Source organism: Pseudomonas sp. SWRI77, assembly GCF_014269105.1.
Taxonomy (GTDB): domain Bacteria; phylum Pseudomonadota; class Gammaproteobacteria; order Pseudomonadales; family Pseudomonadaceae; genus Aquipseudomonas; species Aquipseudomonas capeferrum.
In genome coordinates this window covers 128,284-149,584 of record NZ_JABWRV010000013.1, presented here as the reverse complement: position 1 = coordinate 149,584, position 21,301 = coordinate 128,284, and the positions used below count along the sequence as shown (strand labels likewise).

Here is a 21,301-nt window from a genome sequence, read left to right as displayed (position 1 = left end):
GCGGTCGGCAGACTAAACGCGTCTCTTGCCCATGGCGCAAACGGTGTAGGAGCGGCCTTGCGTCGCGAAAGGGCTGCGTAGCGGGCCCAGCAATTTATGCGGCGAAGCTGAGACCCAGGGGCCGCTACGCAGCCCTTTCGCGACGCAAGGCCGCTCCTACTGGAATCGTGCACGAGGGGGGGCCTAAATCCTTGGCAGTGCTCAATCGTCTAACTACGGAGGAAATTGAAGAGCTGATTTCTTAGGAGATTCCCTGTGCAAGAGCTGCTCGATACAGTCGTATCGTTGTCCACCCAAAAACGTAAGGCGTTGGCAGCCTTGCTCAAGAAACAAGGCGTCAACCTGTATGGGGTCACGCCGATCTTCCCGAGGGATCCAGAAGCGCCGGTACTGCTTTCCTATGCCCAGCAGCGGCTATGGATTCTGTCACAGCTGGGCGAGGTGGGTACCGCGTACAACCTCTCGTCCGTCCTGCGCTTCAAAGGGCATTTGGACACGGGTGCCCTGCAGCGTAGCTTCGAGGCTTTGATCGCCCGTCATGAGACCCTGCGCACGACGTTCCGCCTGGAAGGGGAGCAGGCCGTGCAGGTGGTCCATCCGCACAGCCCCTTCAAGTTGATGTTCGAGCAGTTGGAGCAGACCGATGACGCCAGCGTGCGCAGTCATGTCGAGCACGAAGCTCATCTGCCTTTCGACCTGCAAACCGGCCCGCTGCTGCGGGTGAAGTTGCTGGGCATGGTGCAGGACGAGCATGTGCTGGTGCTGACCCTGCACCACATCGTGTCCGACGGTTGGTCGATGCCCGTGATGATCAATGAGCTGGTGCAGCTCTACCACGGCTACAGCCAAGGGCAGAAGGTGGACCTGCCCGTGCTGCCGGTGCAGTACGCCGACTACGCCACCTGGCAGCGTAACTGGATGGAGGCCGGCGAGCAGGCGCGACAGCTGGCCTACTGGACGGCGCAGCTCGGTGACGAGCAACCCGTGCTGGCGTTGCCTGCCGATCGACCGCGGCCAGCGATAAGCAGCTATCAGGGCGCCCGAGTTACCGTGGCCATCGACAACACGTTGGCTGGCGCGCTGAAGCAATTGGCCCAGCAACAGGGCGCCACGCCCTTCATGGTGTTGCTGGCCAGCTTCCAGGCATTGCTGCACCGCTACAGCGGGCAGTCCGACATCCGCGTCGGTGTGCCGGTCGCCAACCGTAACCGGGTCGAGACCGAGCGGCTGATCGGCTTCTTCGTCAACACCCAGGTGCTGCGCGCCGAATTCGACCTGCAGATGACCTTCAATCAGCTGCTGCAACAGGTCAAGCAGCGTGCGCTGGGCGCTCAGGCGCATCAGGACCTGCCGTTCGAACAGCTGGTGGAGGCCCTGCAGACCGAACGCAACCTCAGCCACAGCCCTCTGTTCCAGGTGATGTACAACCACCAGACCCAGGCCAAGGGCGAACGCCGCAGTTTGCCAGGGCTGGAAATGGAAGAGCTGGCCTGGGATAGCCACACGGCCAAGTTCGACCTGATTCTGGACACCTTCGAGCATGAGCAAGGCATCAGTGCTGCGCTGACCTATGCCACCGACCTGTTCGAGGCCAAGACCATCGAGCACATGGCCAATCATTGGCTGAAGCTGCTGCAGGGGATCGTCCGCGAACCAGAGCAGCGCATTACCGACCTGCCTCTGTTGGCAGAGCATGAGCAGGCTCGGATCGTTCAGGACTGGAACCGCAACCCGACTAAATTCCCCAGCGAGCACACGCTCCATCAGTTGATTGAAGCCCAGGTCGAGTTATCGCCTGATTCACCCGCCGTGAGTTTTGGCGCTCAGACACTCAGCTACGGCGAATTGAACCGCCGCGCCAACCGCCTGGCGCACAAGCTGCGCGAACTGGGCGTGGGGCCCGACGTGCTGGTGGGGCTTGCCGTAGAGCGCAGTCTGGACATGGTCGTGGGCCTGCTCGGCATCCTCAAGGCGGGCGGCGCCTATGTGCCGCTGGACCCGGAGTCCCCCCAGGATCGCCTCGCTTACCTGTTCGAGGACAGTGGCATCGGCTTGTTGCTGACCCAAAGCCACTTGCGTGACGCCTTGCCCATTCCGGCAGGCATCCAACGCCTGAATCTGGACGACACGGCACTGGCCGACTACAGCGAAGCCAACCTGGCTGGCGCGGTATCGCCGCAGAACCTGGCATACGTGATCTACACCTCCGGGTCCACTGGCAAGCCCAAAGGTGCACTGTTGACGCACCATAACGTGGTGCGTTTGTTCGCGGCCACCCAGGAGTGGTTCCGCTTCGACGCCAGTGACGTGTGGACGGTGTTCCACTCCTACGCGTTCGATTTTTCCGTGTGGGAGCTGTACGGCGCGCTGCTGCATGGCGGCAAGGCGGTCATCGTGCCGCGAGACGTGGCGCGTTCTTCGCAGGATTTCCATGCGTTGTTGCTCAGCGAGCAGGTAACGGTGCTGAACCAGACGCCATCGGCATTTCAGCAACTGATTCCGCTTGCCTGCGAAGCCGCGCGAGGCGGCAGCCAGTTGGCATTGCGGTATGTGGTGTTTGGCGGTGAGGCGCTGGATGTGAGCAGCCTCAAGCCATGGCTCGACGTATTCGGCGACCGTCAGCCACGCCTGATCAACATGTATGGCATCACCGAGACGACGGTGCATGTGACCTACCGGCCGATCAGCCTAGATGATCTCAAGAATGTTGGCAGCAGCCCCATTGGCGAGGTCATTCCAGACCTGAGTTGCTACTTGCTCGACCGCACCTTGAACACGATCGTGCCAGGCAGCCACGGTGAACTGATGATTGGCCAGGATGGCCTTGCGCGTGGCTATCACGGTCGTCCGGCGTTGACGGCTGAGCGTTTCGTGCCGAACCCCTTCGATAGCCAAGGCGGTCGCCTGTACCGCTCGGGCGATTTGGCCCGTTATGGCGGTGATGGCGTCATCGACTACCTGGGGCGAATTGATCACCAGGTGAAGATTCGTGGTTTCCGTATCGAACTGGGTGAGATCGAAGCACGCCTGCAGGAGCAGGGCGCTGTGCGTCAGGGCGTGGTGCTGGCTCAGGATGGCCCGCAAGGCAAGCAGTTGGTGGGGTATGTGGTGCCGGGTGACAGCTCGGTCCTGGACAGCCTCGAAAGCCAGGTTCTTCTGCGGGGTTCCCTGCGCGAAGCGCTCAAGGCAAGCCTGCCGGACTACATGGTGCCGGCTCATGTGCTGTTCCTGGCCAGCTTGCCGCTGACCGGCAACGGCAAGTTGGATCGCAAGGCGCTGCCGCAACCGGATGCCAGCCTGCTGCAGGGCCAGTTCACTGCGCCGCAAAATGCATTAGAGCAGCGGATTGCGGCGATCTGGGCCGATGTGCTGAAGCTGGACAAAGTGGGCCTTCACGACAACTTCTTTGAGTTGGGTGGCCACTCCTTGCTGGCGACCCAGGTGATGGCTCGCCTGCAGGTTGAGCTGGGCATCAACCTGCCGCTCGCCTTGCTGTTCCAGGCGGAAAACCTGCAGGCATACGCAGCCATGATCAGTGGCTTGAATACCAATACCGATGCGGACCTGGACGACCTCCAGGACTTCATGAGCGAGCTTGAGGCAGTTTGAGATGCAAACGGATAACAGAAACATGGAACTGGTAAAACGCTTCATTGGCCTGCCCCTGCCGCAGCGCAAGCTGTTTCTTGAAAAGCTCGCATCGAAAGGCATGAGCCTTGCGCAGTTGCCGATCCCACAAAGCCGTGGTGATTTCGACCAAGTTCCGCTTTCCTTCGCTCAGCAGCGGCAGTGGTTTCTGTGGCAGCTTGAGCCGCAAAGTTCTGCCTACAACATTCCCGCTGCCTTGAAGTTCACTGGTGCGCTGGATATCGCCGCTTTGCAGCGCAGCTTCGAGTCGTTGATCGCCCGCCACGAAACGTTGCGCACTACCTTCCGGTTGGAGGGTGAGCAGACCGTACAGGTCATTCACCCGCACATGCCGTTCGAGCTGGTTGTGCAGGCTGTCGAGGCCACAGCGCCGAGCGGTGTTCGTGCCAGCCTGGAAGATGAGGCCCAGCAACCCTTCGATCTGGAGCATGGGCCGCTGATGCGGGCCAGGCTGCTGCAGTTGGGTGCGCAAGAGCACGTGCTCACACTGACGTTGCACCACATCGTGGCGGATGGATGGTCCTTGCCGGTGATGGTGGATGACCTGGTCAGGCTCTATGAGGGTTACAGCCAAGGCCACGACGTGCTGTTGCCGACGCTGCCGATCCAGTACGCCGACTATGCCATCTGGCAGCGGGCCTGGATGCAGGCCGGTGAACAGGACCGGCAACTGGCCTACTGGAAAGAGCAGTTGGGGGACCAGCAGCCGGTGCTGGAGCTGCCGACTGATCGCCCGCGCCCGGCGGTCTACAGCCAGCAAGGCGCACGGCTGGAAATCCCGTTGGGCGGGGAACTGGTCGGTTCGCTCAAGCAATTGGCACAGCAGCAGGGCGTGACACCCTTCATGCTGTTGCTCGCCAGCTTTCAAACGCTGTTGCACCGTTACTCCGGGCAGGCGGATATCCGCGTGGGTGTGCCGATCGCCAACCGCAACCGTGCCGAGACGGAGCGCCTGGCGGGCTTCTTCGTCAATACCCAGGTACTGCGTGCCGAATTCGAACTGAGCACCACCTTTACCGAGCTGCTGGAGCAGGTCAGGGAACGTGCATTGGGCGCACAGGCGCACCAGGACCTGCCGTTCGAACAACTGGTCGAGGCCTTGCAGCCAGAGCGCAGCCTCAGCCACAGCCCGTTGTTCCAGGTGATGTACAACCACCAGACCGAGACCAAAAAGGGCGAAGGGCGCAACCTGCCTGGCCTGGTGATGGAAGAGATCGCCTCGGACAGCCACGTGGCCAAGTTCGACCTGGCACTGGACACGTTCGAGCACGAAGCCGGTATCAGCGCGGCGTTGACGTATGCGACCGATCTGTTCGATACGGCCACCGTCGAGCGCATGGCAGGGCACTGGTTGAACTTGCTCGTCAGCATCGCAGGGCAGCCGCACCAGCCTGTTGCTGGTTTGGCAATGCTGAGCCCGCACGAACAGCAGTTGGTCATCAAAGACTGGAACAGTACCCAAGCCGATTACCCTGCCGAACGCAGCCTGCACCAGTTGTTCGAGGCCCAGGTCAAGGTGTCACCCGATGCGCCGGCATTGCTGTTCGGCGAGCAGGTGCTGAGCTATACGGCGTTGAATCAACGGGCCAACCAGTTGGCACACAGACTTCGCGAGCAGGGGGTGGGGCCGGATGTGCTGGTGGGCATCGCCATGGAACGCAGCCCCGAAATGGTGGTTGGCCTGCTGGCGATCCTGAAGGCGGGTGGCGCCTATCTGCCGCTCGACCCTGAGTACCCGCAGGACCGTATCGAGTACATGCTCGAGGACAGCCAGTCGATCTTGCTGCTGTCCCAGTCGCACCTGCTTGCGCGCATGCCTGAAGCGTTTCATGCCCGGACCTTGTTGCTCGATCAGTTGTCGCTGGAGGGCTACCCGGTAACCGATCCGGTCTGCATGACCGAACCGGGCAATCTGGCCTACAGCATCTACACCTCCGGGTCCACGGGCAAGCCCAAGGGCGTGTTGATCGAGCATCGAAACGTAACGGCGCTGATTGGCTGGGCGCTGACGGTCTATAGCCAACAGGACCTGTGTGGTGTGCTGGCATCTACTTCGATCTGTTTCGACCTGTCGGTGTGGGAGCTGTTCGTCACGCTGTCGGCTGGAGGCTACGCGGTGCTCGCTGCCAACGCCCTCGAGCTGCCGCACCTGGCGGCCAAAGACCGGGTGCGTCTGGTCAACACCGTGCCATCGGCGATCAAGATGCTGCTTGAGACCGGCGAACTGCCGGCGACCGTGCGCACCATCAACCTTGCTGGGGAGGCGCTGAAGCAGTCGCTGGTCGACGAGTTGTATGCGACCGGGCATGTGCAGCAGGTTTATGACCTGTACGGCCCCTCCGAGGACACCACCTACTCCACCTTTACCCTGCGTTGCGCCAATGGCAGGGCGAACATCGGCCGGCCGATTGCCAACAGTGCGGTTTATCTGCTGAGTGAGGCCGTAGCGCCGGTACCGGTAGGGGTAAACGGTGAGTTGTACATGGCCGGTGCTGGGTTGGCACGGGGCTATCTCGGCCGCCCTGGGTTGACGGCCGAACGCTTCATTCCTGATCCGTTCGATGAGCAGGGCGGCGGCAGGATGTACCGCACCGGGGACCTTGCCCGTTATCAGGACAATGGGCTGATCGAGTACGCAGGTCGCATCGATCATCAGGTGAAGATCCGCGGGTTCCGTATCGAACTGGGGGAGATCGAGTCACGTCTGCAGGCTCAGGAGGCTGTCCGCGAAGCGGTCCTGTTGGCTCAGGACGGCCCAACTGGCAAACAGCTGGTAGGTTATGTGGTGCCGGCCGACGAGACCGTGATGGCCACCCTCGCGCGGCAATCAGCGCTGCGCGATGCGCTGCGTGGCCAGCTCAAGCAAACCCTGCCGGAGTACATGGTGCCAGCGCAGTTGGTATTCCTTGAGGCGCTGCCGCTGACGCCGAATGGCAAGCTGGATCGCAAGGCACTACCGCAGCCCGATATCAGCCTGTTCCAAGTGGAATACCTTGAACCTCGTACTGAACTGGAGCGGGATATTGCGGCTGTCTGGGCCGGCGTGTTGAAACTAAGCAAGGTAGGGCTTACCGACAACTTCTTCGAACTCGGTGGCGACTCGATCATTTCCTTGCAGGTGGTCAGCCGTGCGCGCCAGGCGGGCATCCACTTCACGCCCAAGCAACTGTTCCAATACCAGACCGTACAAGGTTTGGCTTCGGTTGCCCGGTGTGCGGACAACGTTGTCATCGACCAGGGTGCAGTCACCGGCACCACGCCGCTGACTCCGGTTCAACACTGGTTCTTCGATCAGGCGATGGCGCAACCTCACCACTGGAACCAGTCGGTGCTGCTGGCACCAAGCGTGAGCATTGATCCGCAGCATCTGGCTACGGCGCTGGAACGCGTGCTGCAGCAGCATGACGCCCTGCGCCTTGGTTTCGATCAGGCAGCCGGACAGTGGCAAGGCACGTTCAATGAGGTCGATACGCAGGGCATCCTGTGGGATCGCTCGTTTAGCGACATGGACTCGCTTTTGCACGCAGCCGGTGAGGCGCAGCGCAGTTTCGCGCTCGGCGGCCCGTTGGTGCGGGTGCTACTGGGCACGCTGCCGCAGGGTGAACAGCGACTGCTATTGGTCGTCCATCACCTGGTCGTTGACGGTGTGTCATGGCGCGTGCTGCTGGAGGACCTGCAGCAGGCCTACCTGGCAGCCTCGGCCGGCCAGCCTGCCGAACTGCCTGCCAAGACCAGCGCCTACAAGGCGTGGGCCGAACGGTTGCAGGCTTATGCCAAGAGTGCCGATCTGGCCCAGGAGCTGACCTACTGGCATGCACAACTGCAACATGCTGACGATGATTTGCCGCGGGATCATCAGCAAGGTGGCAATCAAGTAAGTCACGCCGCCTATGCGAGCACCCATCTGGACGCGGAGTGGACCCGCAAGCTTCTGCATGAAGCGCCCATGGCCTACCGTACCCAGATCAACGACCTGCTGCTTGCAGCGCTGGCGCGGGTGGTGGCTCGCTGGACCGGGCGCTCCAACGTGCTGGTACGCCTTGAAGGACATGGCCGTGAGGACGTGTTCGACGACCTGGACCTGACACGCACCGTGGGCTGGTTCACCAGTATCTATCCGGTGAGCCTGAGCGCTCAGGCGCAACTGGATAGCTCGATCAAAGTCATCAAGGAACAACTTCGGGCAGTACCCAACAAAGGTATTGGTTACGGGCTGCTGCGCTATCTTGGCAGCGATGACAGTCGGCAGGTTCTGGATAACCTGCCGCAGGGCGAAATTGTCTTCAACTACCTGGGGCAATTCGACGGCAGTTTCCAGGAAGAAGGCAGCGTCTTCACGCCTGCCAAGGAGTACGGCGGGGCCAATCAAAGCGACGATGCGCCATTGGGTAGCCTGTTGGCATTGAACGGGCAGGTTTACGCTGGCGAGCTGAAGATGGGGTGGACCTTCAGCCGGGAACTGTTCAACGAGTCGACCATTCAGCGGTTGGCTGATGAGTACGCCGAGGAACTCAAGGCGCTCATCACTCATTGCTGCCAGAGAACGAATCGTGGGGTTACCCCGTCGGATTTCCCTCTGGCGTGCTTGAGCCAGGCTCAACTGGATAGCCTGCCCGTACCCGCTGCCGACATCGCCGATATCTACCCGTTGGCACCCATGCAGCAGGGCATGTTGTTCCATACACTGTATGAGCAGGCGGCCGGCAACTACATTAACCAGCTACGGGTGGACGTGGACGGCTTGGACGTGGAGCGTTTCAGGCAGGCCTGGCTGGGGGCACTGGGTGCGCACGATATTCTGCGAACCAGTTTCGTCTGGCAGGGGGATCTGGACCAAGCGGTGCAGATCGTGCACAAGCATGTCGAGCTGCCGTTCAAAGAACATGACTGGCGTAATCAAGCGACAGAAGATCATGCACTTGAGGCGTTGGCCGAACGCGAGCGACAGCGCGGTTTTGTGTTGGATGCAGCACCTTTGCTGCGCCTGGTGCTGGTAAGGACAGCTGAAAATCGACATCACCTAATATGCACCCATCATCACATCCTGATGGATGGATGGAGTACCTCGCGTCTGTTGGGTGAAGTGCTCCAGCGCTATGTTGGCCACCATCTGCCGGCCCAGACGATGCACTATCGCGACTATATTGCCTGGTTGAAGCGCCAGGACGCTGGCGCTGCCGAAACCTTCTGGAAGGCTCAACTGGCCGAGCTGCAGGAACCCACTCGCCTGCTCCGGGCAACACGAATTTCCCCACCAGCGAGCGCTTCTGGGTATGACGCCCATCACCAAGTGTTCGATCGTGCACAGACTTTGTCGATCGAAGCCTTTGCCCGGGCTAATCGGGTCACGGTCAACACGCTTGTGCAGTCGGCATGGCTGCTGCTATTACAGCGCTACACTGGTCAGGCTAGCGTGGCTTTCGGCGCGACTGTGGCAGGTCGCCCCGCAGACCTGCCAGGCGTGGAAGAGCAGATCGGTCTATTCATCAACACCCTTCCTGTGGTGGGCACACCGCGTGCTGAGCAAACCGTCGCGGATTGGATTTCTCAGGTCCAGGCGGGCAACCTCGCAGTGCGTGAATACGAACATACACCGTTGAACGAAGTGCAACGGTGGGTTGGGCTGGGCGGTGAGTCCCTGTTCGATAACGTCTTGGTGTTCGAAAACTACCCAGTATCCGAAGCCCTGCAGCAGGGAGCACCTCAGGGGCTGCGTTTTGGTGAAGTCGCGAATCGCGAACAGACCAACTACCCGCTTACCGTGCTGGTTAACCTCGGTTCGACGCTCTCGATTCAGTACAGCTATGATCAAGCACTATGGGCCAACCCTGCCATCTGCCAGGTAGCGGAACACTTCCAGAATCTTTTGCATGCCTTGGTCCTTGATGCAACACGAGTAATCGGCGACCTGCCGTTGATGGGGGCGCAGGAGCAAGCTCTGGTCATAAAGGACTGGAACCACAGCCAGAAGAGTTTCCCAAGTGATCGTACGCTTCATCAATTGATCGAGGCCCAGGTCGAAGCCTCACCACATGCGCCCGCGCTGAGCTTTGGCGAACAGACGCTGAGCTATGATGAATTGAACCGTCGCGCCAACCAGCTGGCGCACAAGCTACGTGAGCTTGGCGTAGGCCCGGACAGTCTGGTGGGCATTGCTGTCGAACGCAGCCTGGAGATGGTCGTAGGTTTGCTGGGCATCCTGAAGGCCGGTGGCGCCTATGTACCGCTGGACCCGCAATCCCCGCAGGATCGCCTGAGCTACCTATTAGAAGACAGCGGCATTGATCTGCTGCTGACCCAGGGGCACCTGCGTGAAGCCTTGCCAATTCCTGCCGGTATCCACTGTGTGAACCTCGGCGACGCATCGCTGGCCGACTACAGCGAAGCCAATCCGCAGGTAGCTGTTTCGCCACACAACCTGGCCTATGTGATCTATACCTCGGGTTCCACTGGCAAGCCCAAAGGGGCACTGCTCGCTCACCACAACGTGGTGCGCTTGTTCGCGGCAACCCAGGATTGGTTCCAGTTCGACGCTAGCGACGTGTGGACAGTGTTCCATTCCTATGCCTTCGACTTCTCGGTCTGGGAGTTGTATGGCGCATTGCTGTATGGCGGCAAGGCCGTCATTGTCCCGCAGGATGTGGCGCGTTCTTCGCAGGACTTCCACGCCTTGCTGGTAAGCGAGAAGGTGACGGTGCTCAATCAGACACCTTCGGCGTTCCAGCAACTTATACCGATCGCCTGCGAGGCAGCACAGGCCGGCAATCAGTTGGCTTTACGTCACGTTGTGTTTGGCGGTGAGGCTCTGGATGTGAGCAGCCTCAAACCGTGGTTCGAGGTGTTTGGTGATGCCCACCCACGCATGATCAACATGTATGGGATCACCGAAACCACTGTACATGTGACCTACCGCCCGATCTGCCGGGATGACTTGAAAAATGTCGGCAGCAGCCCGATTGGCGAGGCTATTCCCGACCTGACCTGGTACCTGCTCGACGATGCTCTGAATCCGATCGTACCGGGTAGCCAGGGTGAGTTGATGATCGGTCAGGACGGGTTGGCTCGCGGTTATCACGGTCGGCCGGCATTGACCGCTGAACGCTTCGTGCCGAACCCGTTCGATACCCAAGGAGGGCGCTTGTATCGTTCGGGCGACTTGGCACGTTACTGCGGCGACGGGGTGATCGAATACCTGGGGCGGATTGACCATCAGGTGAAGATTCGCGGATTCCGAATTGAGCTGGGGGAAATCGAGGCACGTCTGCAAGACCAGGTTGCTGTGCGCCAAGGCGTGGTACTGGCCCAGGATGGCCCAAGTGGCAAACAGTTGGTGGGCTACGTGGTGCCGGCCGATAGCGCGGTCCTGGAAAGTTTCACAGCCCAGGCTTTACTGCGCGATGCCTTGCGCGAAACGCTCAAGGCGAGCTTGCCGGAATACATGGTACCGGCTCATGTGCTGTTCCTCGCCAGCTTGCCGTTGACCGGCAATGGAAAGCTGGACCGCAAGGCCTTGCCCCAAGCGGATGCGAGCCTGCTGCAGGGCGAATATGTCGCCCCGCAGAGCGCGCTTGAGCAACAGATAGCAGGTATCTGGGCCGATGTGCTGAGGCTGGACAAGGTCGGTCTGAACGACAACTTCTTTGAATTGGGTGGCGACTCCATCGTGTCATTGCAGGTGGTCAGCCGTGCGCGTCAGCAGGACATTCAGTTTACGCCCAAAGATTTGTTCCAGAATCAGACTGTGCAAGCACTGGCTGCGGTTGCGCAGCGTTCGACCAGTACAGCTATCGACCAAGGGGCAGTTATCGGCGCTACTGCGCTGTTGCCGATTCAGCATTGGTTCTTCAACGCTGATATTCCTCAGCGTCATCATTGGAACCAGTCCGTGTTGCTGATGCCGCACGAGACCTTGGCGCCGGAGCCGTTGAACAAGGCTCTGCAGGCTGTCGTGGCGCATCACGATGCGTTGCGTCTGCGCTTCGAACAGGGCAATGATGGTTGGCAGGGTTCATTCAGCGATGCCATGTGCGAAGTACTCTGGTGCCGCAAGGTCGACGATGCGCAGGCTCTGCAGCACCTGGCGGTCGAAGCCCAGCGCAGCCTTGATCTTCAACAGGGGCCGTTGCTTCGGGCAGTACTGGCGGAGTTGGCTGATGGAACTCAACGGCTGCTGTTGGTAATTCACCATCTGGTGGTGGATGGCGTCTCCTGGCGCGTGCTGCTGGAGGACCTGCAACAGGCTTACCAGGCGCAGCAAGCTGGCCATCCGCTGAAATTGCAGGCCAAGACCAGTTCATTCAAAAACTGGGTCGAGCATTTGCAAGGCTATGCCACAAGCGACAGCCTGCGATCAGAACTGAGCTACTGGCAGGCGCAGTTGCAAGGGACGAGTGATGAGCTGCCCTGGGATTATCCGCACGGCAGTAACCTGGAGCGCGACTCGGCGTCGGTCAGTATCCGTCTGGACCGGGAACTCACGCGACAACTCCTGCAGGAAGCACCGGCAGCCTATCGTACGCAGATCAATGACCTGCTGCTGACCGCGCTGGCACGGGTGATCGGCCGCTGGACCGGTCGCTCCGATGTGCTGGTGCGTCTGGAGGGCCATGGACGTGAAGACCTTTTCGACGGCGTCGACCTGAGTCGCACCGTGGGCTGGTTTACCAGCGTGTACCCGGTAAAACTCAGCCCGAAAACCAGCCTTGTCGATTCGATCAAGACCATCAAGGAGCAGTTGCGAGCGGTGCCTAATAAAGGCCTCGGCCACGGTCTGTTGCGCTACCTGGGCAGCCCGGAGGCGCAGGCGACCTTAGCGGCCTTGCCGCGTGGCGAGATTGTGTTCAACTACCTCGGGCAGTTCGACGCAAGCTTCGACCAGCAGTCGGGCTTGTTCGTCCCAGCGAAGGAATATGCTGGCGCCACTCAGGACGAGCATGCACCGCTAGGCAGCCTGTTGGCCCTGAATGGCCAGGTTTACGGCGGTGAGCTGAAACTGGGTTGGAGCTTCAGTCGGGCACTGTTCGACGAGTCCACCATCCAGCGCCTTGCCGACGAGTATGCGCAAGAGCTTACGGCGCTGATTACCCATTGCAGCGAGCTTGAGCACCGTGGAGTGACGCCTTCGGACTTCCCGCTGGCCGAGCTTACACAGTTGCAGCTCGACAGCCTGCCGCTGCCTGCCGAGCAGATTGCCGATATCTATCCGCTATCGCCGATGCAGCAGGGCATGTTGTTCCATACCTTGTACGAGCAGCAGTCCGGTGACTACATCAACCAGCTGCGGGTCGATGTTCACGGCTTGGATGTGGAGCGTTTCAAGCAGGCCTGGCAGGCGGCGGTGGATACTCACGCCATCCTGCGGACCGGCTTTGTCTGGCAGGGCGAACTGGACCGGGCGGTTCAGGTGGTGCACAAGCAGGTCGTGCAAGCGCTCGTCGAGTATGACTGGCGCGGCCAGCCGGCGTTGCAGGAGGCCGTGCAAACGCTGGCTGAAAGTGAGCGACAAGCTGGCTTCGAGCTCGACCAGGTACCGTTGCAGCGTCTTACGCTGGTGCGCACGGACGACAATTGTCATCACTTGATCTACACCAACCATCACATTCTGATGGACGGCTGGAGCACCTCGCGCTTGCTGGGTGAAGTTCTGCAGCGATATGCAGGGCAACATGTACCGGCGCTGACGGCGCCCTATCGCGATTACATCGCTTGGCTGCAGCGCCAGGATGCAACGGCCGCTGAAACCTTCTGGAAGGCTCAACTGTCCACGTTGGAAGAGCCGACACGACTGTCGCAAGTGGTGCGTCACGGTGCTGGCGAGCTGCATGGCCAGGGTGAATACCATCAGGTGTTCGACTCCGCGCAGACCCAATGCATCGAGGCCTTCGCTCGCGCCAACCGGGTTACCGTCAATACCCTGGTGCAATCGGCATGGTTGCTGTTGCTGCAACGCTATACCGGGCAGTCCACTGTTTGCTTCGGCGCCACAGTGGCAGGGCGCCCGGCGGACCTGCCAGGGGTGGAGGAACAGATCGGTCTGTTCATCAATACCTTGCCGGTAATCGGGTCGCCGCGTTGCGAGCAGACTGTAGCCGAGTGGATTGCACAGGTGCAGGCGTGCAACCTGGCGTTGCGCGAGTTTGAACATACGCCGCTGAATGCTGTTCAGCGGTGGGCGGGCCTCGGGGGGGAAGCACTTTTCGACAGCCTCCTGGTATTCGAGAACTACCCGGTGTCACAAGCCTTGCAGGAGGGTGCGCCAGACGGCTTGCGCTTCGGGCAGGTCGCCAACCTGGAACAGACCAACTATGCCCTCACCCTGGCGGCTACCATGGGTGAAACACTGTCGATTCAGTACAGCCATGCCCGTGCCTCTTGGGGCGATGCTGCCGTCGAGCGCCTGGCGGAGCACTTCGCAAACCTGCTGCGAGCACTGGTCGAAGATGCCAACGTAGCGATCGGAGAGTTGTCGCTCCTGGGGGGCGCCGAACGCCAGTTGCTGCTCGATGACTGGAATCGCAGCGAGGCAATTGCCTTGTCGGGCCAATGTGCCCATCAACGCTTCGAGGCGCAAGCCAATGAGCGGCCGAATGCTGCGGCGCTGGTATTCGGTGAGCAGCAGCTGAGCTACCGTGAACTGGACGTGCAAACCAATCGTTTGGCCCACCTGCTGATCGCGCGTGGGGTTACCGCCAACAGCCTGGTTGGGGTCGCTGCGGAGCGTGGCCTTGCGCTTGCCGTCGCATTGATCGCCATTCACAAGGCGGGAGCAGCCTACGTGCCGCTCGACCCTGAGTATCCGCAGGATCGCCTGGCCTATCTAATCAAGGACAGCGGTATTGGATTGCTGTTGGCAGATGCAGTGTCCATGAAGCGACTGCCGGTTCCTGCCGACCTGCCTTGTGTTGGCCTCGAACCTGGAACGCGGTGGTTGGAAACATTCAGCGCCGCGCCCCTGCAATGCGCGGTCACGCCGGACAGCCTGGCCTATGTCATCTACACCTCCGGCTCCACCGGTATGCCTAAAGGCGTGGCCATACCTCATCATGCCCTCTCGGTTTTCTGCGAGGTCGCCAGCGGCTACTCGCGGCTGACTGCCGATGACCGGGTGCTCCAATTCGCCACGTTCAGCTTTGACGGATTCATCGAGCAGTTCTTCCCGCCATTGTCCCGTGGGGCGTGCGTGGTGATGCGTGATCAGCAGCTCTGGGACACCGACACCTTCAGCGAGCAGGTCATACGTCATGGCGTCACGGTGGCCGATTTACCGGCGGCCTACTGGCGTCTGCTGGCGCTGGATCGACGTGAACCGCAAGCCTATGGCCAGTTGAAGCAGATCCATGTCGGTGGTGAAGCTGTCGCACTAGATGGTCTGCAGGCGTGGCTGGCAGATGGCCCGGCGAATGTGCGGCTGCTCAATACTTATGGGCCGACCGAGGCCACTGTGGTTGCTACGACTTATGACTGCTCGAGACTGGCGCAAGCACCCTTGCCGGAGAGCGGGGTACCGATTGGTCGCGCAATTGGCGGGCGGGTGATGCGGGTGCTGGATGACAGCCTGTCGCCTACACCGATCGGTGTTCCGGGGGAGTTGTACATCGGTGGCGATGGCTGCCTGGCGCGCTGTTACCACCAGCGCCCGTCGCTGACTGCCGAACGGTTCATCCCTGACCCGCTGGCTGAAAAAGGTGGCGCACGGTTGTACCGCACGGGTGACCTGGGTTATTTCGATGAGCAGGGTGAACTTGCCTATCGTGGCCGCGCCGACCATCAGGTCAAGGTACGCGGTTTCCGCATCGAGCTTGGTGAGGTCGAACAACATCTGCAAGCGCATCCACAGGTGCGCGAGGCGGCGGTGATTGCCGTGGATCACGCTGGCGGCAAACAGCTGTGTGGTTATGTAGTGCCAGCGGAGGGTGCGCCCGATGAACCTGCATTGCGCGACGCGTTAAGGGAGTCGCTCAAGAGCAGCTTGCCGCACTACATGGTTCCGAGCTACCTCATAGTGCTAGATAAGATGCCCATGACGCCGAGTGGGAAGCTTGACCGCAAGCGTCTGCCTAGCGTCGATCAAAGCCAGTTGCACAACCAATACGTGGCGCCCTGTAATGAGATTGAGCAGAACTTGGCGGATATCTGGGCGGCTGTACTCAAACTCGAAAAAGTTGGGGTCACCGATAACTTCTTCGAGCTAGGGGGCGACTCGATCATTTCCCTGCAGGTTGTAAGTCGGGCCCGCCAGGTCAGTATCCAATTCTCTGCGAAAGAGTTGTTCCAGCATCAGACGGTACGCCAACTGGCGGCTGTCGCACGCCGTGAAGAGGGGACATCGATCGACCAAGGCCCTGTCACCGGGTCTAACGCGTTGACGCCCATCCTGCAGTGGTTCTTTGAGGAGGACATTCCATCACGTCACCACTGGAATCAATCGGTGCTGCTCAAGACCCGAGAGCCTGTGATGGCCGAGTGGTTGGAAGCTTCGTTGCGAACATTGCTTACGCATCATGACGCGCTGCGTCTGCGTTTTGCATCACAGCAGGGCAGTTGGCAGGCGCAGTTTGCCACTGACACCGATCAGGATTTGGTGTGGGTGCGCAGGCTGGAAACGGCACAAGAGCTTGCTCCATTACTGGAGCACGCCCAGCGCAGTCTGGATCTGGCACAAGGCCCGTTATTGCGAGCAGTGCTGATCGAAATGCCGGATGCTACACAGCGAATACTTCTGGTGATCCATCACCTCGTGGTTGATGGCGTGTCGTGGCGGATACTGTTAGAAGACTTGCAGCAAGCCTATAAATCACAAAGCACCGGACAGCCGCTGACGCTGCCAGCGAAGACCAGCTCGTTCAAGGCATGGGCTGAGCGTCTGCAGGCATATGCCACAGCCCCCGTACTGCAAGAGCAATTGAATTATTGGCAAGACCAGTTGCGAAATGTGGACGATGCGCTTCCTTGTGATCACCCCCAAGGCAGTAATCAGATCAAGTGTGCCACCAGCGTAAGCAGTCGACTCGATGCTGAGTGGACGCGAAAGCTGTTGCAGGATGCACCCGCAGCCTACCGGACGCAGATCAATGATCTTCTACTAACAGCCTTGGCCTGCGTGGTCGGACGATGGACTGGACGCTCCAACGTGCTGGTACGCCTGGAAGGCCATGGTCGCGAAGATATATTCGACGACGTTGACCTGAGCCGTACGGTCGGCTGGTTTACCAGCATGTACCCGGTCCGTCTCAGCCCGCAGCTGAAAATCGACAACTCGATCAAGGCCATCAAGGAACAACTGCGCGCAGTGCCAGACAAGGGGCTGGGCTACGGCCTGCTACGTTATCTTGGGGGCGAGGAATGCGCGGCGACGCTGGCGGCATTACCGCAGGGCGAAATCGTCTTCAACTATCTGGGACAGTTCGACGGCAGCTTCGATGAGCCATCAGGGTTATTCGTGCCGGCCAAAGAAAATGCGGGCTCTACGCAGGACCCGAACTCGTCTCTAGGTAGCCTGCTGACTTTGAATGGTCAAGTGTTCGGGGGGGCGCTGGAGCTTTCCTGGTCCTATAGCCGCGAGCTGTTCGATGAATCGACCATCCAGGGGCTGGCAGATGCGTATACCGAGGAATTGAAAGCGCTGATCGCACATTGCTGCCAGAAGCCGCATCAAGGCGCGACCCCATCGGACTTCCCGCTGGCCGGCCTTACACAGGCACAGATGGACAGCCTGCCTGTGCCTGTGGCGCAAGTAGCCGACATCTATCCGTTGTCACCGATGCAACAAGGCATGTTGTTCTACAGCGGTCAGGGTGGCGAAACGGGGCTTTACATAAACCAGACTTCGGTCGCTGTCGAAGGGTTGGAAGTCGAGCGATTCGTTGAAGCGTGGAATCAAGTGATTGCGCGTCACGATATTCTGCGCACCGGATTCTGGTCGTCTGCGCAGTTGGGACACCCCCTGCAGATTGTTCATCGACAAGTGGACTTGCCTGTACGCGTACTCGATTGGCGGGACCGGGATGCTGCCGAAAGCGCGCTGCAAGTGCTGGTAGATGGCGATGCGGCGCAAGATTTCGACATGCTGCGGGCGCCATTGATGAGGGTGACACTGGTGAGGCTGGACGATCAGCGGATGCAGCTGATCTGGACGCGCCACCATATTTTGATGGACGGTTGGAGCAATTCACGTCTGCTGGGTGAAGTGTTCCAGGCTTACCATGGCCAAGCCTTGGTGGGGGCTGCTGGGCGCTTCGGTGAATACATTCGTTGGCTTGAAGCACAATCGCAGAAGGAACTGGAGACGTTCTGGACGGCCAAGGTGAGCCAGATTGAAAGCCCGACACTGCTCGCCCAGGCAGTATTACCAAGGCCGGACTCCGACTTGTCAGGGCACGCGGCGCTTTACTTGCATTGGGATTTAGAGCGTACGGAGCGGCTGCGCTTGACAGCGCAAGGCCTACGTGTGACGCCCAACACGCTTGTGCAGGCAGCTTGGCTGCTGCTGTTGCAGCGCTACAGCGGACAAGAGGCAGTATGCTTTGGTGCCACTGTAGCTGGTCGGCCAGCCAGCCTGCCAGGTGCTGACGAAATGCTGGGCTTGTTCATCAATACCTTGCCTGTGGTGCAAGCACCTGCTGCCCAGCAGCGAGTCTGTGACTGGTTACAGCAACTGCAGAGCTACAACCTGGAACTACGCGATCATGAGCATGCGGCGTTGTCCAATGTTCAGCGTTGGGCCGGGCGCCCAGGCCAGGCATTGTTCGACAGCATTCTGGTGTTCGAGAACTACCCAATCGATGAGCGCTTGAACAGTAGCAACAACAACGCTCTGCAATTTGGTGAGGCCAACGATCGCGATGTCACAAACTATGCGATGGATCTGGCTGTGCACCTGACTGATACCTTCTCGGTCGAATTCATGTACTTACGCGACAGTTTCAGTGAGGCCGGTACTGCTGCGATTCGCGATAGTTTCGAGTGCTTGCTCAACGCGATTCTGGCGAATCCGCAGGCTACCGTGGGTAGCCTGGACATGCTTAGCCCTGCCCAGATAAAGCAAGCCAGCCAGCGCAACGAGTTGCACACGAACCCAGTCGACATGCCGCTTTTGGCCAAGCGCATCTGCGCGCAGGCTCAGGCACAGCCTGACGCAGTGGCGCTGATCTGCGGCGAGCAGCAACTGACCTACAGCGAACTGGAGGAACGCGCTAACCGTCTTGCCCACTACTTGATAGCGTTGGGTGCCAAATCTGAAACAACGGTGGGTGTTGCACTGGAGCGCTCGGTGGAAGTGATCATCGCTTTCTTCGCAGTGATGAAAACCGGTGCTGCTTATGTGCCTCTGGACATCGATTACCCTCAGGATCGACTGCAGTGGATCGTCGAAGATTCGGCAATGCACTTGCTGCTGACCAGTAGTGGTTTGCGTCAGCGCTTCACCGAGGTGGCGCAATGTGTAGAACTGGACCTTTTGGACACGGTGGGCCTCACGGCGAGCGTGCCGCAGGTGCAGGTGCAAGATGACAATCTTGCCTACCTGATCTACACCTCCGGTTCGACCGGTAAGCCCAAAGGCGTGGCGGTCAGCCATGGGCAGATCCGCATGCATTGCCTGGCCATTGCCAAACTCTACGAGATGGATGAACGCACGCGCGAGTTGCTGTTCATGTCATTCGCTTTTGATGGTGCTCAAGAGCGTTGGTTGTCGACGCTGACGTCGGGTGGATGCCTGGTCATTCGCGAAAACCGCCTCTGGACCGCTGAAGAGACGTGGCAAGTGTTGCATGCACAACGCATCGATATCGCTTGCTTCCCTCCGGCCTATCTCCAGCAGTTGGCAGAGTTCGGCGAAACCCAACAGCAAGCAGCACCACCTGTTCGGATCTACTGTTTCGGTGGCGATGCGGTGCCAGATGCCTTGTTCGAGTTGGTCAAACGCACATTGCGTCCGCAGTACTTGGCCAATGGCTACGGACCGACAGAAACGGTGGTAACACCCTTGCTGTGGAAAGTGTCGGCAGAACAGTCCTGTCAGGCGGTGTATGCACCGATCGGTGAGCGGGTCGGCGAGCGAACCTTGCACGTCTTGGACCAGAACCTGAACCCATTGCCTGATGGTGTGGCCGGCGAGTTGTATATTGGGGGCCATGGACTGGCGCGTGGTTATCACCAGCGTGCGGCGCTCACCTCCGAACGCTTTGTCGCGGACCCGTTCGCCGTGGGTGCACGCCTTTATCGTACAGGTGACCGAGTTCGCAGGCGTGCCGATGGCGTTATCGATTTCATTGGCCGCCTGGACAACCAACTGAAAATACGTGGCTTCCGAATCGAACCGGGCGAGATCGAAGCACGTCTGCGCAATCAGGTGGATGTCCGCGACGCGGTGGTTGTTGCGCGTGAAGGCGCCATCGGCAAACAACTCGTAGGCTATGTGGTAAGTGGCGCTCAGGCAGCCACTGCTACGCAGCTTCGTGAAGCTTTGCGGTGCGAGCTACCTGACTACATGGTACCCGCGCAGATTGTGGTACTGGAGGCGATGCCGCTTACACCGAACGGCAAGATTGACCGTAATGCGTTGCCGGCGCCCGACTTTGTCGGCCATAGGATGCACCTTCCTCCGCGCAACAACGTAGAGCAGGCCTTGGCGCAGATCTGGCAAGAGGTGTTGAGCGTTGATCAGATCGGCATCAATGACAACTTCTTCGAGCTGGGTGGCGATTCTCTGCGGGTGTTGAAAATGCTGTCCAAGGTTCGCTCGCATGTCGGTCTGCATTTGGATCTGAAGCTACGCGATGTGATGGCAAAGCCGACTATTGGTGAGCTGTCGGGCTACTCAAGCGTAGAGGTGGATCTTGACCCCGTGCTGTTACTCAATGCTCGTGTTGAGACGGCTACGCCGCTTTTCTGTCTGCATGCAGGCTTTGGCACTGTATTTGACTACGAGCCACTGGCGCGTCGTCTAGAAGGTGTGTGCAGTGTGTATGGCGTGCAGTGCCGTATGTTGCTTGATCGTCAGTGGAAGGACGAGTCTCTTCAGGCGATGGCCATCGATTATGCGCAGTACATCCGTCAGAAACAGCCAGAAGGGCCGTATCGACTTGCAGGCTGGTCATTGGGTGGCACGCTCGCAATATTGGTGGCTCAGGAACTGGAAATCCAAGGCGAGACAGTTGCAATGCTTGGTCTGGTGGACAGTTTTGTTCCTCAAGCAACTGATGATCAGACGGCAGAGGATTGGAGCGATGACTTGCACGGCTTCCTCAGCGTGTTGCTGGGCGTTTCCAAGGACGCGCTGGAGGTTCCACCTGTACCCGCTGGCATGGGGGGCGCGTCACTGCAGCTGCTTATTGAGGAGATTCGTTCTAACCCGCTCGGGCAATCTATGTACGCCGATATCGACAGCTCTGAACTGGCTCATACGTTCGAGGTGGCGATGCGTTTGAAAGCGTTGTCGCTCAACATTTCAAGCTTGCCTCGGCTCAAGGCTCGTGCGACATGCTGGTGGGCGGGGCATGTGACGCCTGCATGGAACATCACTGTTCGCACAAGTCAGTCGGTGGCTGCAGGGCATTACGACATTCTCAAGCATGCTGACGTAATTGAGGGCTTAGCGGCGCAGTGGTTGTTGGAGGGCTCCATCATCGATTGAGCGAGGTTGATTGATTTATCC

The 21,301-nt window shown here is 59.7% G+C and carries 2 protein-coding genes; both read left to right on the top strand.

All coding sequences use genetic code 11. The annotated features are described in order from the left end of the window. Positions 1-255: 255 nt before the first annotated feature. Complete coding sequence (locus HU766_RS14805) at positions 256-3,609, top strand: non-ribosomal peptide synthetase (protein WP_186658166.1); 3,354 nt, start codon at positions 256-258, stop codon at positions 3,607-3,609. Positions 3,610-3,631: 22 nt separating this feature from the next. Beyond that, a complete protein-coding gene (locus tag HU766_RS14800; RefSeq protein ID WP_186658156.1) occupies positions 3,632-21,280 on the top strand; it encodes a non-ribosomal peptide synthase/polyketide synthase in 17,649 nt (5,882 codons plus the stop codon). Positions 21,281-21,301 lie beyond the last annotated feature (21 nt).

Bases quoted from the DNA above. Each gene is read 5' to 3' on its own strand.
- HU766_RS14800 (WP_186658156.1), top strand. From the start codon at position 3,632: ATGGAACTGGTAAAACGCTTCATTGGCCTGCCCCTGCCGCAGCGCAAG.